Origin of the sequence: Kitasatospora sp. NPDC058063 (genome assembly GCF_042885395.1) — a bacterium.
Lineage (GTDB): Bacteria > Actinomycetota > Actinomycetes > Streptomycetales > Streptomycetaceae > Kitasatospora > Kitasatospora lactacystinica.
Map to the genome: position 1 here is coordinate 238,728 of NZ_JBHVSD010000005.1, position 13,375 is coordinate 252,102.

At 76.8% G+C, this 13,375-nt stretch carries 9 protein-coding genes; all 9 read left to right on the forward strand.

From position 1 onward, the window contains the following. Positions 1-163 precede the first annotated feature (163 nt). The 9 genes from ACFVUY_RS10830 (at position 164) to ACFVUY_RS10870 (ending at position 13,354) form a co-directional block, all read left to right on the forward strand. Positions 164-3,478: a hypothetical protein gene (locus tag ACFVUY_RS10830; RefSeq protein ID WP_387729071.1), complete on the forward strand. Its 3,315-nt coding sequence runs from the start codon at positions 164-166 to the stop codon at positions 3,476-3,478. Then, on the forward strand, positions 3,475-4,221 hold the full coding sequence (locus tag ACFVUY_RS10835) for a DUF4255 domain-containing protein (protein ID WP_387729074.1): 747 nt from the start codon (positions 3,475-3,477) through the stop codon (positions 4,219-4,221). The genes ACFVUY_RS10830 and ACFVUY_RS10835 overlap by 4 nt, the downstream gene beginning before the upstream one ends. Then, the gene (locus tag ACFVUY_RS10840; protein WP_387729076.1) at positions 4,218-6,449 is read left to right on the forward strand and encodes an ATP-binding protein; all 2,232 of its coding nucleotides are present in this window, start codon (positions 4,218-4,220) and stop codon (positions 6,447-6,449) included. Before ACFVUY_RS10835 ends, ACFVUY_RS10840 begins: the two co-directional genes overlap by 4 nt. Before the next feature lie 176 nt (positions 6,450-6,625). Beyond that, positions 6,626-8,158, forward strand: a complete 1,533-nt coding sequence (locus ACFVUY_RS10845; protein ID WP_387684365.1) for a phage tail sheath family protein — start codon at positions 6,626-6,628, stop codon at positions 8,156-8,158. An 81-nt stretch (positions 8,159-8,239) separates the two neighbouring features. Then, positions 8,240-8,680 (forward strand): phage tail protein, encoded by a 441-nt coding sequence (locus ACFVUY_RS10850; protein ID WP_030290301.1) that lies wholly within the window; start codon positions 8,240-8,242, stop codon positions 8,678-8,680. Next, entirely contained in the window at positions 8,677-9,159 is a 483-nt protein-coding gene (locus ACFVUY_RS10855; protein ID WP_359897850.1) for a hypothetical protein, read from the forward strand. Before ACFVUY_RS10850 ends, ACFVUY_RS10855 begins: the two co-directional genes overlap by 4 nt. Beyond that, positions 9,156-9,314: a DUF6760 family protein gene (locus ACFVUY_RS10860; RefSeq protein ID WP_181970396.1), complete on the forward strand. Its 159-nt coding sequence runs from the start codon at positions 9,156-9,158 to the stop codon at positions 9,312-9,314. Before ACFVUY_RS10855 ends, ACFVUY_RS10860 begins: the two co-directional genes overlap by 4 nt. Positions 9,315-12,316: 3,002 nt before the next feature. Next, positions 12,317-12,823, forward strand: a complete 507-nt coding sequence (locus ACFVUY_RS10865; RefSeq protein ID WP_387729079.1) for a hypothetical protein — start codon at positions 12,317-12,319, stop codon at positions 12,821-12,823. Between the two features lie 105 nt (positions 12,824-12,928). Beyond that, complete coding sequence (locus ACFVUY_RS10870; RefSeq protein WP_359897847.1) at positions 12,929-13,354, forward strand: phage tail protein; 426 nt, start codon at positions 12,929-12,931, stop codon at positions 13,352-13,354. Positions 13,355-13,375: the final 21 nt, after the last annotated feature.

The window sequence follows — 13,375 nt, forward strand, 5'->3', positions numbered from 1 at the left end:
GCGGAAGAGGGGCGCACGGGAAGTCGGCCGGGCCGACTTCTCACACGAGGTGCGGGCGGGCTGCCCTTCGGGGACACCGGTTGTTTCCCCCGCCGAGGGTGCCCGGGCTCTCCCGCGGCGCGTCGACGGCGGGGAGACTGCGGGCAGACCGCCCCTGCAACCTGTGAGGTCGAGCGTGATCGGCGCCACCGCCACCCCCCGCTCCGTCCGGCGGCCGGCCCGGGCCGCCGTCGCGGTGCTGCTCGCGCTCGCGGCGGCCCTGGTGACCCTGGCCGGCGCCGCCCCCGGCGGGAAGGTCGCCGCCGCCCCGGTGGCCGCGGTCGACCCGGCGGCCGGGCGGATCGTCTTCGCCGGCACCAACCACCGCGGCCTCGGCAAGGTGACCGGCGCGGAGTCCAGCACCCCGCTGTTCGGGCCCGGCCCGGTCCACTTCGACCAGGACCCGTCGGCCCGCGGCGACGAACTGGTCTTCACCAGCCTGCGGGACGGCCCGCTGCCCCAGGTGTACCTGCGCGACGCGTCCGGCGCGGTGCGCCGGCTCACCACCGGCATGGACACCGCCCACCCCGCGCTGGCCCCGGACGGCAAGGGCGTCGTCTTCGAGTCGCTGGAGCCCCGCGCCGGAGGCGGCAGTCCCCAGAAGGTCCTGTGGGCGGTCGGCCGGGACGGCAGCGGACTGCGCCGGATCACCGACGGCGCGGCCGACGAGACCCACCCGACGGTCTCGCCGGACGGCAAGTGGATCGCGTACTCCTGCACCGGCGAACCGGACCACCGGCAGATCTACCTGCGGCCGTTCGAGGGCGGCGCCCCGGTCAAGGTCACCAACGTGACCAGCGGGGACGCGGTCGACCCGACCTGGAACCCGCTGAACGACGACGCCCACCGCAACGAGATCGTCTACACCTGGGACCAAGGCACCCAGGGCCGGACCCTGATGCTCACCTCGCCCACCGGCGGCGACAAGGCCTTCTTCCCCGGCACCGGCTCCACCTGGAAGACCGGCTCCGCCGCCTGGATGGCCGACGGCACCGGTGTGCTCTTCCTCAGCGCCGACCTGCTCGACCCCAACAACCCGAGCCCGCAGCCCGACCCGTCCCAGCCGCCGGTGGTGAACCTCTACCGCGCGCTCACCTGCAACTGCGACGCGCCCCGGCTGCTCTACCGCGCCAACCGGCTGATCGCCGCACCGACCTGGCTGGGAACCCAGAACGAGGGCGGCCCCGTCGTCGAGCAGACCAGCGCCGCCGGCGCCAACGTGGCCGACGTCCAGGACGTCCGCCCCGACGGGGGCGACCCGCGCGACCTCGGCATCAGCGTGCTCCGGGAGGACCCGGCCGCCGGCAGCAACACCAGCACCGACCCCGGCGCCGACCCGCTGTTCCACCCCCGTCCCGGCTTCGACCCGTGGTTCGAGCGCCAGACCTACACGCCCGACGGTCGGCAGATCGTGGTGACCCGCTACGAGGACGGCCCCGCCGGACGGATCCAGCGGATCTGGCTCGCCGACGCCGACGGGGCGAACCCGCAGCCGATGAACCTCGCCGGGCGCGGCCCGAACGACCGGGACACCGACCCGTCGATCTCCCCGGACGGCAGGCTGATCGTGTTCAGCCGCAGCGTCCCGGCCGCCGGCGAGCAGCTGGCCCGGCCCGGGCGGGTCCTGATCGCCGAGATGGCCACGGGGCGGATCGTCGGCACCGTCCAGCCGCCGGCCGGCCAGCGCGGCGCCTCCGACGGCCAGCCGTTCTGGTCCCCCGACGGCAAGCTGATCGCCTTCTCCCGGACGGCGGTGGTCAACGAGAACGCCGGCAACCTGCACGTCTGGACCGTCGCCGCCGACGACCTCACCCGGCAGACCGACCTCAGCCGGACGGCCTGCCCGGGCAGCTGCAACGTCATCGACGACAGCCCCGCCTTCGCCCCCGACGGCCGCCGCATCGCCTTCAACCGCAAGGCCGGTGACGGCGGGAACAACCAGCAGGACGGGGTGGTGGTCACCACGCCGACCGGCGAGGGCTGCACGGTGGTCGTGCCCACCGGGCTCGGCCAGGGCGCCTGCACCCGGCCGCTGCCCGACCGCCCCACCACCGGGCCCTTCCAGCCCCGGGACGTCGCCTGGACGGCGAACAGCGCCCAGCTGGTGCTGACCTCCCGCCGCGCCGCGCCGCCGAGCGCACCGGAGGGGCTCAAGGTCTACGACTTCGCGACCGCCCAGCTCACCGAGCTGGACTGGCGGCTGCCGGGGCGCCAGAAGGAGCCGGCCGTCCAGCAGTCCGTCGACCTGGCGGTCAGCGTGCCCGAGCGGACCCCGGCCGTCCCCGTCGACGGCAGCACCGAGGTGACCGTCACCGTCACCAACAAGGGCCCCGCGCCCTCGCCCGGCACCGCCCTCACCGTCTCGGTGCCGACCGGCGCCCGGCTCGACAAACTGACCACCCCGACCGGATCGTGCGACGCCGCCGCGCTGCGCTGCGAACTCGGCACCCTGACCCCGCGCCAGGTGGTCCGGATCAAGGCCACCCTGACCGGCACCCGGCCCGGCGTCCCGGACTTCGGCTGGAGCGTCACCGGGACGGTCGTCGACCCGAACCCCGACGACGACTTCGCCCGGACCTTCCTCCCGGTGCTGGAGCCGGCGACCCCGTCGCCGACCCCCACCCCGTCGCCGACCGCCTCGCCGAGCCCGAGTCCGAGCCCGACACCCACGCCCAGCCCGACCGCCGCGCCCAGCCCGACCGCCGCGCCCAGCCCGACCGCCGCGCCCAGCCCGACACCCACGCCCACCTCCACCCCCGTACCGCCGCCGCCCCCGGCGCCCGCCCCGCCGCCCCAGGCCGGCCCCGCGGTCGCGGTCGACGCCCAGCCGAACCCCGGCTACGTCGGCGGCCACGTGACCGTCAGCTACACGGTGCGCAACACCGGCCAGGCCCTCGCCACCGGCCTGCGCCTGACCCTCGGCCTGCCCGCCGGAGTGCCCACCGAGGCCCTGCCGCCCGGCTGCCGGAACGGCACCTGCACGGTGAGCGACCTGGCCCCGGGCCGCAGCGCGGTGGTCCGGGTGGTGCTCTCGCCCGTGGCGGCGCTGGACACCACCATCACTGCGGAACTCACCACCACCGGCACCGACGCCACCCCGGGACCGCACCGGGCGAGCACCCCGCTGCGCATCCTCCAGCCCCGCATCGTCGCGGTGCCGCCGATCGGCAAGCCCGGCTTCGTGACCTCGGTGCGCGGCGTGGACTTCCCGCCCGGCGCGCCGGTCCGGTTCACCTGGAAACCCGGCATCACCGCCGCCGCCGCGCCCACCCGCCCGAAGGGCGACGGGACCTTCGCCGGCCAGCTGCTCATCCTCCCCAAGGACGAGACCGGCCCGCGCACCATCACCGCCGAGGGCCCCGGATTCTCCCCGGTGACCTGCCCCTTCCTGGTGGTGGAGGGCAGCATCGGCCCGCCCGGGGAGGTGGAGCGGCGGTGATCCACGAGGTCGACGAGGCGCTGCGACAGCTGCTCGCCGAGACCGGTCTGCCCGAGCGCGGGATCGACGTGGTCTTCGACGCGCCCACCCGGGACTTCGCGGCCCGGCGCAACGCGCCCACGGTCAGCGTCTACCTGTACGGGCTGCGCGAGGACACCGGCCGCCGGCAGGCCGGCACCGTCGCGGAGTACGACGCGGACGGCCTGGTGACCGGCCACCGCCCCGCGCCCCGCTGGTTCGAGCTGGCCTACCTGGTCACCGCCTGGACCAACCGGCCGCAGGACGAGCACCGGCTGCTGGCCGAGGTGCTGCAGTGCCTGACGACCACCGACACGCTGCCCGCCCGGCTGCTCACCGGCACGCTCGCCGAGCTCGGACTGACCGTCGGGCTGGACATCGCGGGGCGCGACACCGGCCTGCCGTCGGTGTCCGACGTCTGGTCCTCGCTCGGCGGGGAACTGCGGCCCTCGGTCGACCTCCGGGTGCTGGCCCCGCTGCCCGGCGGGCGCAGCCCGGCAGGGCCGCCGGTCACCGAGGGGCTGGTGCTGCACGCAGGCGACACCACCAACGTCGGAGGCACCACCGACGCCGGGGACACCGCCCCGGCCGGCCCGCCGCCCGCCGACGGTCCCGGCCGCCGGCTGCGCTACCAGGACGCCGGGGACCCCGGGCCGGACGGCTTCGCCGCGCCCCGGGAACGCGGGCTGCCGCCCGGCCGCCGGGCCCGGGGCAGGGCGCGATGAGCCTCGACCTCGACCGGGCCCCGGAGGCCCCCTCGGCGGCCGACGGCGCACCGCCCGGGCCGGACCACGGCGGGCCGTCAGGACCGGACGACAGCGCACCGTTCGGTCAGGCCCCCGACCAGCTCTGGGAGCGGCTGCAGCGGGTCGAACGGCGGGTCCGCGCCGCGGTGCGCGAGCGCCGGGCCGACGACCCGGATCCGGACGACCCGTACCGCGGCCAGTACCTCGGCCCGGAGGCGGTGGAGCGCATCCTGGCGGCCTCCGCCACGGTGCACCGGGCCGCCGCGGACCCCGGCGACGGCCCCGTGCCGTCGCCCGGCTCCCGGCTCGGGCGGCTCAGCGCCGCCTTCGGGCTGCTCCCGGTCGACCTCGACCTGCTGCTGGTGGCGCTCGCCCCGGACCTCGACTCCCGCTTCGAGCAGCTCTACGGCTACCTCAACGACGACCTGACCCGCCGCCGGGCGACCATCGGTCTGGCCCTCGACCTGTGCGGACTGCCCGGGGCGGGCGCCGGCCGCTTCCGGTTCTCCGTCCGGGCCCCGCTGATCGCCGGCGGCCTGCTGGAGATCACCGAGCCGGACCGCCCGCTGCTCTCCCGCACCCTGCGCGTCCCGGACCGGGTGACGGCCCATCTGCTCGGCGACGACGAGCCGGACGGCACCCTCGCCGGGCTGGCCCGCCGCGCCGGACCCGGGGGCCGCTCCCACCAGTCCCTCGAACAGTTGCGCTTCCTGGCCGCGGACGGCGGCCTGGTGCACCTGCTGGACCGGGGCGGGCACGCCGGTCGGCTCGCGGTGGCGGCCCTCGCGGCCGACGGCCCGCCGCCCCTGGTGGTCGACGCCGCCGCGCTCGCCGCCCGCCCGCCGGAGGCCACCGTACGGGTGCTCGCCCGCGAGGCGCGGCTGGGCGGGGGCGGCGTGGTGCTCGGGCCGCTGGACCGGTTCGAACCCGAACGGCCCGAGCGGGCCGCGCTGCTGCGCGAGCTGTGCGCGGAACTCGCCGGGGTCCCGCTGGTGGTGCACGGCCCGCAGGTCTGGGACCCGGTCTGGGCGGCGCGGAGCCCGGTGGTGCTCACCGTCCGGCCGCCGGACGCGCGCGACCGGGCCGGGCAGTGGGCCCGCGCGCTGGGTGCGGAGCAGGGTGCTTCGGAGCCGGGTGTTTCGGAGCCGAGTCAGAAGTCGGGCGTGGAGTCGGGCGACGAGCTGGGCGAGGAGCCGTGCGAGGAGTTGCCGGAGGAACTGGCCGAGGCGGTGGCCGCCTACCGGCTGGACCAGGAGCAGCTGGCCCGCGCCGCCTTGGTCGCGGCCCGGACGGCGGCCGCCGAGCGGCGCCCGGTCCGGGCCGAGGACCTGCGCACGGCGGTACGGGCGCAGAACGCCGCCGGGCTGGCCCGGCTCGCCCGCCGGATCGAGCCCGCGGTCGGCTGGTCCGACCTCGTCCTGCCCGCCCCCACCGCGGGCCGGCTGCGCGAGCTCGTGCTGCGGGCCCGGCACCGCGACCAGGTGCTCGGACAGTGGCGGATGCGCCCGGGCGGCGGCCGGGGCAACGGCGTGATCGCCCTGTTCGCGGGGGAGTCCGGCACCGGCAAGACGATGTCGGCCGAGGTGGTCGCCGCCGAACTCGGCATGGAGCTGTACGTGGTGGACCTCTCCACCGTGGTGGACAAGTACATCGGCGAGACCGAGAAGAACCTGGAACGGATCTTCACCGAGGCCGCGCAGGTGAACGGCGTCCTGCTGTTCGACGAGGCGGACGCGCTGTTCGGCAAGCGTTCGGAGGTCAAGGACTCCCGGGACCGCCACGCCAACGTGGAGACGGCCTACCTGCTCCAGCGGATGGAGTCCTTCGACGGGATCGCCGTGCTGACGTCCAATCTGCGGGCCAACCTCGACGAGGCGTTCACCCGGCGGCTGGACGTCATCGCCGAGTTCCCGCTGCCGGACGAGGCGCAGCGGCGCCTGCTCTGGGACCGCTGCCTGGGGCCGCTGGTGCCCCGCGGCGACGACCTCGACCTGGACTTCTGCGCCCGGAACTTCGAGCTCACCGGCGGCTCCATCCGGGCCTGCGCGGTCTCCGCGGCGTATCTGGCCGCCGGGACGGGCGCCCCGCTGGGCATGGCGCAGCTGGTCTCCGCGGTGGTCGGCGAGTACCGCAAGCTCGGCCGGCTGGTGCTGGCGAGCGAGTTCGGGCCGTGGCTGGGCGCGCTCGGGGACACCGGGCACGGCTGACCCCCCCCGGGGGCGGCGGGGCGGCGGGGGCAGTCCGGGACGTCCGGCGGTGTCCGCCGGGGGCAGCGGTTCCTGCCCCCGGTCCGGGACCTGCGGACATGTTTCCGGGTGACGTCCGGGCAGCAGACTCGGGGGCGAATGACCGGCGCAATGCTTGACCAGCCGAAGGAGCGCGTATGCCGTCGTACCTCACCCCGGGCGTGTACGTGGAGGAGGTCCAGTCCGGTGCCCGGCCGATCGAGGGCGTCGGCACGGCCGTCGCCGCGTTCGTCGGCTTCGCCGAGACCGGGCCCTTCCACGAGCCCACACTGGTGACCAACTGGGACCAGTACGTCCAGCGGTTCGGCGGTTTCACCGAGGGCACCTACCTGGCGCACTCGGTGTACGGCTTCTTCGCCAACGGCGGCGGCTCCGCCTACGTGGTGCGGGTCGGCGACCCGGCCCGCCGGGCGCCCGGCGCCGCCCCCGCCGTCACCGCGGCCCCGCCCGTCGAGATCGCCGGGTTCCTCTTCTCCGCCCTGCCGGGCGCGGGCGCCGAGGTGTCCGTCGAGGTCGCCGACCCGGAGGGGGAGAACGTCCCCGAGGACCGCTTCCGGCTGCTGGTGCGCCGGGGCGCGGAGGTCGCCGAGACCTACGACGTCTCGACCCGCAAGAGCACCAAGGGCTACGTCGTCACCCAGCTGCGCGAGTCGAAGCTGGTCGCCGTCGCCGAACAGCCCGGCACCGCGCCGAGCCGCCCCGAGCGCCGCACCCACGCCCTGGCCGCCGCGCCCGCGCCGGCCGCGGTCCCGGTGGGCCGGCTCGACCCCGCCGAGTACGTCGGCGACGCCGCCGCCCGGACCGGCTTCGGCGGCCTGGAAGCGATCGACGAGATCACCATGGTCGCGGTGCCCGACCTGATGAGCGCCTACCAGCGCGGCGACCTCGACGACGAGGGCCTGCGCACCGTCCAGCTGGCGGTGATGTCGCACTGCGAGCAGATGGGCGACCGGATCGCCGTCCTGGACCCGCCGCCCGGCCTCAACGCCCAGCGGATGCGCACCTGGCGCAACGACGAGGCGGGCTTCGACTCCCGCTACGCCGCGCTCTACTACCCGTGGATCAAGGTGTTCGACCCGGCGAGCGGCCGCAACGTGCTGGTCCCGCCGAGCGGGCACGTCGCCGGGGTGTGGGCGCGCAGCGACGCCGAGCGCGGCGTGCACAAGGCGCCCGCCAACGAGGTGATCCGCGGCGCGGTGGACCTGGAGCTGCGCCTGAGCAAGGGCGAGCAGGACCTGCTGAACCCGATCGGCGTCAACTGCGTCCGGGCCTTCCCCGGGCGCGGCATCCGGATCTGGGGCGCGCGCACTCTCTCCTCCGACCCGGCGTGGCGCTACCTGAACGTGCGCCGGCTCTTCAACTACCTGGAGGAGTCCATCCTCCTGGGGACCCAGTGGGTGGTCTTCGAACCCAACGACGACCGGCTGTGGTCCAGCATCCGCCGGAACATCACGGCGTTCCTCACCGAGGAGTGGCGGCGCGGGGCCCTGTTCGGGCAGACCGCGGCCGAGGCCTTCTACGTCAAGTGCGACCGCGACAACAACCCGCCGGAGTCCATCGACCTCGGCCAGGTGATCTGCGAGATCGGCGTCTCCCCGGTGAAGCCCGCGGAGTTCGTGGTGTTCCGGCTGTCCCAGTTCTCCGACAGCACGAGCCTCGTCAACGAGTGACCGGCCCGGTCGGCACCACATCCGTCGGCGCCACTCCTCGGCACCCTCGGCACCCCTCGCATCGGAAGGTGACACAAACCCATGGCTGAAGGCGATCCGCTCTCCACACATATCTTCGGCGTCCAACTCGGCGGCTACAACGTCGAGTCCGTCAAGGAGATCAGCAACCTGACGGTCGAACAGGACGTCGTCGAGTACAAGCAGGTGACCCAAGAGGGCAAACTGATCGTCCGCAAGCAGCCCGGCGCCCGGCTCCCCGGCGAGGTGACCATCACCCGCGGCCTGGACAAGAGCGGCGCGTTCACGGACTGGATCAAGGAGACCCTCAACAACGGGGCGATCAACACCGCGCGGCAGAACCTCACCATCGAGGTCAAGGACACCACCGGTGCCACCCTGCGGCGCATCCAGCTGACCAACGCCTGGGCGAGCCGCTGGGAGGGCCCCACCCTCAGCGCCGGCGAGTCCAGCGCCGCCACCGAGACCGTGACCATCGTGTTCGAGGAGATCTCGGTCGAGTGAGGCGCAAGATCGGCCTGGAGGAGCTGCTGGAACGGGCTCCGGCCCCGCAGAACACCGCGCCGCCGCAGCAGGCCCCGGCGGCAGCGGCGGCGCAGCCCCGGGCGCGGGCGCCGCACACCGAGTTCGAGTTCGAGCTGCCGCTCGGCTACGTCGACGACGAGGGCACCGTGCACCGGCACGGTGCCATGCGCCTGGCCACCGCCCGCGACGAGCTGATGCCGCAGATCGACCTGAGGGTCAAGGAGAACCCGGCGTACCTCAGCGTGGTGCTGCTCAGCCACGTGATCACCAGGCTGGGCGACATCACCGATGTGCACGCCGGGGTCGTCGAGCGGATGTACGCCACCGACGTGGCCTTCCTCCAGGACCTCTACCAGCGGATCAACAGCGAAGGCCACACGCGCGCCGCGGTGACCTGCCCGCACTGCGACGGCGCCTTCGAAGTCGACCTCGCCGGTGGGCGCCTGGGGGAATCGTGACGTACGCGCCTGCTCGGCTGTACGAGGAGATCGCGTACATCGCGTACCACTTCCACTGGCAGCGGGAGGACATCCTCGACCTGACCCACCGTGAACGCGGGCAGTGGGTCAGGGAGATCGCGCGGCTCAACACCCGCATCAGCGAAGGCGGGTGAGCCGGGTGGGGCTTCGGGACTGGATCGGCCGCCGCAGGGGCGGCGAGGGCACCGTTTCCGGTGCCGCCTCCGCTGCCGGCTCCGGTGGCACGGAGGCGGCCCGGGGCACGGGCGAGGCCGCTCGGCGGCGCCCGGCGGCCGGGGACGGGGGCTGGCGCGCGGTCGCGCCGCTGGTCCCGACCCTGGCCGGGCCGGCCCACGGCGTCAGCGACGGCCTGAGGTTCCGCTCCCGGCTCACCGCCTGGCAGGACCCCTCGCTCTGCGGTCCGCTCGGCCACGCGGTCCTGCCGACCGCCCCGGTCGGCATCCTGCGGGCGGTGGCGAGGCCGACCGCCCCGGCCCCCGTCCGCACGGGCGGGGACGAGTTGGTCGTGCCGGTCGTGCCGGTCCTCCCGAGCGAGACCGGGGCCGAAGTGCCTTCGGAGGACGGGCCGTCGGGCGCGGCGCGGTCGGCGCGTCAGGCGCGTCCGGTCCAGCGGTCCGTCCGGCTGCGACGGCTTCCGGTGCGGTCCGGGCCGCGCCCGGGCCGCGCGGGTGCGGCCGACTCGAGCGCGACGGCCGAGCGCGCCGACGGCGGTGGGCCGAGGCCCGCCGCGGCGACACCCGGCGCGGCGGCGCCCGGTGCGCCCATGTCCGGCGGGTCGAAGTCCACTGCGATGAGGGGAAGTTCACCGAAGCCCGAAGGGCCGCAGGCCGCCGGTGGCCCGCTCGGTGCGGCGACGCCCGAAGCGGCCGCCGCCTCCCCGCGCCCGAACGACTCGGCGGTCCGGGCCGACCGGCCGGTGCGGCCGCGTCCCGTCGGGGCCCCGCTGGTCGTGGCCCGGCGGCCCGGCCTGCTGACCGCGCGCCCCGTGGCGGTCGTCCCGGGGCAGGTCAGGGCACCGGCCGCCGTCACCGAACCGGCGAGCCGGGGCACGGACACGCCGCGGCCCGCGGCGACGACGGAAGAGCCGGCCGAGGGCACGCGCCGCCCGTCCGCGAGCGGCGGAGCCGCCGAACGGCCGGTGCCCGGCCCGGCCGACAACCCCGCGCCCACGCGGAACGGGCCGGCCGACGGCACCCCCGTCCAGCGCGCCGTCGCGTCCGGAAGCGCCGCGCCCGCCCGCCCGGTTCTCGGCGCGCCGCTGACCGCGCTGCCCGCGAACGCCACACCTCTGGCCGTCGACGGCCCCCGGGCCTCCGGTGCCGCCTCGGCCGGGTCGGCCATGCCGGTCGTCCTGGCCGACGCGGGGTCCACCCGTGGCGAGACGGGCAGCTCGGCTGATGCCCGGCCGTCCGGGGGCGGGGGCGGGGGCGGAGGCCGGGACGCCGCCGGGTCCGCCCGACGCGCCGCCACGGCCGGCGAGCCCGCCCGCCCGGCACCCGCCCGCCCCGAGCACGGGTCCGCCGGGGGCGCGCCCGTTCAGCGCGCGCGGTCCGGGGCCGGTACGCCCGTGCCGTCCTCGACGCCGTCCGCCGATCGCGCCCTGCCGGGCCGGCCCGATCCGGCCCCTGTCGGCCGGAGCGGACCAGCCGAGGGCACGCCCGTTCAGCGCGCCCGCTCCGGGGCCGGTACGCCCGCACCGTCCTCGACGCCGACCCCCGACCGTGCCGCACCGCTCCCGCCCGACCCGACCCCCGCCCGTACGCGCGGGGGCCTGGGCGCGCCGCTCGACGCGCTGCCGCCGACGGCGGCCGTGGCCGGGGGCACCGCTCCGCTGCTCGGCGGGCGCCGACCGGTCCGGCGGATCGCGGCCCCGGCGACCGGCGACGCGGCCTCTGCCGCCGCTCCCGCCGTAGTCCCTGCCGCCGCCTCGCCGGTGGCCGGCGAGGGGCTGCCCGTGCAGCGCGCCCCCCGGAGCCCCGGCGACGGCCCGGCCGAGGCGACGTCCTCCGTCCGGACCGGTGGTGACGGGCGATCGGCCGGTCCGGCCGCCCGGAGTATCCCTACCACCCCGACCGTCCCGACCATCCCGACCGTCCCCGCCGGCCCGAGTACCCCGACTGCCGGTGCCCGCAGCGCGCACCCCGGTGCGGATCGCGGCCTTCGAGGACCGGCGGCCGGACGCCCGGCGCCCTCCGACGCCCCGCAGGGCAGGGCGGGTGCCTCCGCCGCGCAGCCGGCCGTCTCCGGGAGGCGCCCGGCGGGCGCTCCGCTCGGAGGCGGCAACGGTCCGGTGGTGCCCGTGACGGTTCCGGCGCGCCGGTCCTCCGGCGGCCTGGGCGTGCAGCGGGCCGTTCGACTCATCGGTCACCGGCGCGGGCTGCTCGGCGACCGCCGGATGACGGTCGCCCTCGCCACTGTGCCGGCGCCCTTCGCGCCCGTTGCCGCCGCTCCCGCCGGCGGAGGCGCCGGGCCCGCGTCGACGCCGCCCGTGGTCCGGGCCGCCTGGCCCCACGCGCTCGCGTCCCGTCCGGACGGCGAGGCGCCGGCCGGGTCGGTCGCACCGGCCGCTGCCGCTCCGCGCCGCTCGGGTGCGCAGGTGCGGCGTTCGCCGGGTTCCGGTGCCGGAGGCGGCGGTGCCGCGGCCGGGGAGTCGGCCTCGCCGGGAAGTTCGGGGCGCCCCTCCACCCCGGGGGCGGCCGCGCCGCGCGGGGTCGTGGCCGCGGTGCAACGGGTGTTCTCCCGCCGCCCGTCGGCACGGCCGGTCCGACGGACGGCGGCCGAGCACCCGACCGTCGTCGAGCACCCGTCAGCGGTCGGAGGCCCGGCGGCACCTGCCTCCGCCCCGCTCGCGCCCGCACCGTCGGGCCCACCGCGCGTCCTGCCCGGTCGGCCCCGTGCGGCAGTCCTGAACCCCGGTGTCCCGGCGCCGCCGCGACCCGGTGTCACGGGCGCGGGCCTTCCGGCCGTGCAGCGGTCCGCCACGCCGAGCTCCGGTGGGCAGGCGAATCCCGGCGCCCCCGGTGCGCCGTCCGCCACGGCGAGTGCCCCGCGCCCTCCGGTCGTCCGGCTCAGGCCCGTGGCGGCGCCGTCGGTCCAGCGCCTGGCGGCCGTGCCCCGGCCTCCGCAGCCGTCCCCGGTGCCGCCGCCCACTGGCGCGGCCCCGGCGGGCACGAGCCGGGCACCGGGCCCGCAGCCCGCCACGGCACTCGCGCCCGCGCCCACGTCCGTCCCCGCGCCCGCCCCCGCGCTCGTCGTGGCCCGGGCCCTGCCCGCCGGGCACGCCACCAGCGCCCCGTCCGCCTCGCCCGCGTCGTCCGCACCGCCGTCGCCCGCCACGGCCCGGCTGCTGCAGCGGGTGGCCGAGCAGACGGGACTGACGGGGGTGCCGCTGACCGCCGTGCCCGCGCGCACACCCACCACCGTGCAGCTCGCCGGGCCGGCCCGAACCGCCACCCCCGGTACCCCGTCCGCCGGGGGCACCCCCGGGAAGGCCCCCGCCGGACCGGGCGCCGAGCGGCGCGCCGACCCCGCCGACCTCGACGAACTGGCCCGCCGCCTGGTCGAACCGGTCGGCCGGCTGCTGCGCACCGAGTTGCGCAGGGGCCGGGAGCGCAGCGGCAAACCGTACGACATGCGCCGCTGAGCCCGGCCCGGACCGCGGGCCGGACCGCGGACCAGAGCGTGGACCAGGCGGAGGGCCGACAGCAGGCCGCAGCAGCGACGTGACCGGAAGCAGGGAGCAGAAGCGATGACCGACAACATCTTCGCGTCCAGTGTGTTCTTCAGCCTGACCATCGGCGGCAACGATCTCGGCGACTTCACCACCTGCTCGGGACTCGGCGCCCAGGTCGAGATCGAGCAGTACGCGGAGGGCGGCAACAACGGCTTCGCCTGGCAGCTGCCGGGCCGCATCACCTGGTCGAACATCACGCTGACCCGCGCGGTCACCGCCGACACCACGAAGATCGCCCGCTGGCTGTCCGAGATCGTCCGCAAGGTCGAGCCGAAGGACGGCGAGATCGTGGCGCTGCGGCCCGACCTGAGCCGGATCGTCGGCTGGCAGGTGCTCGGGATCGTCCCGGTGCGCTGGGAGGGGCCGTCCTTCGATCCCGCCAACTCCCAGGCGGCGATGGAGACCCTGGAGATCGCCCACGCGGGCCTGCGCCCCTCCTGACCCCACCGCACGCCCGGCCCG

What these genes read in the sequence shown, in the direction of transcription:
- ACFVUY_RS10870 (WP_359897847.1), top strand. Translation starts at nt 12,929, where the DNA reads ATGACCGACAACATCTTCGCGTCCAGTGTGTTCTTCAGCCTGACCATC.
- ACFVUY_RS10850 (WP_030290301.1), top strand. Translation starts at nt 8,240, where the DNA reads ATGGCTGAAGGCGATCCGCTCTCCACACATATCTTCGGCGTCCAACTC.
- ACFVUY_RS10840 (WP_387729076.1), top strand. Translation starts at nt 4,218, where the DNA reads ATGAGCCTCGACCTCGACCGGGCCCCGGAGGCCCCCTCGGCGGCCGAC.
- ACFVUY_RS10845 (WP_387684365.1), top strand. Translation starts at nt 6,626, where the DNA reads ATGCCGTCGTACCTCACCCCGGGCGTGTACGTGGAGGAGGTCCAGTCC.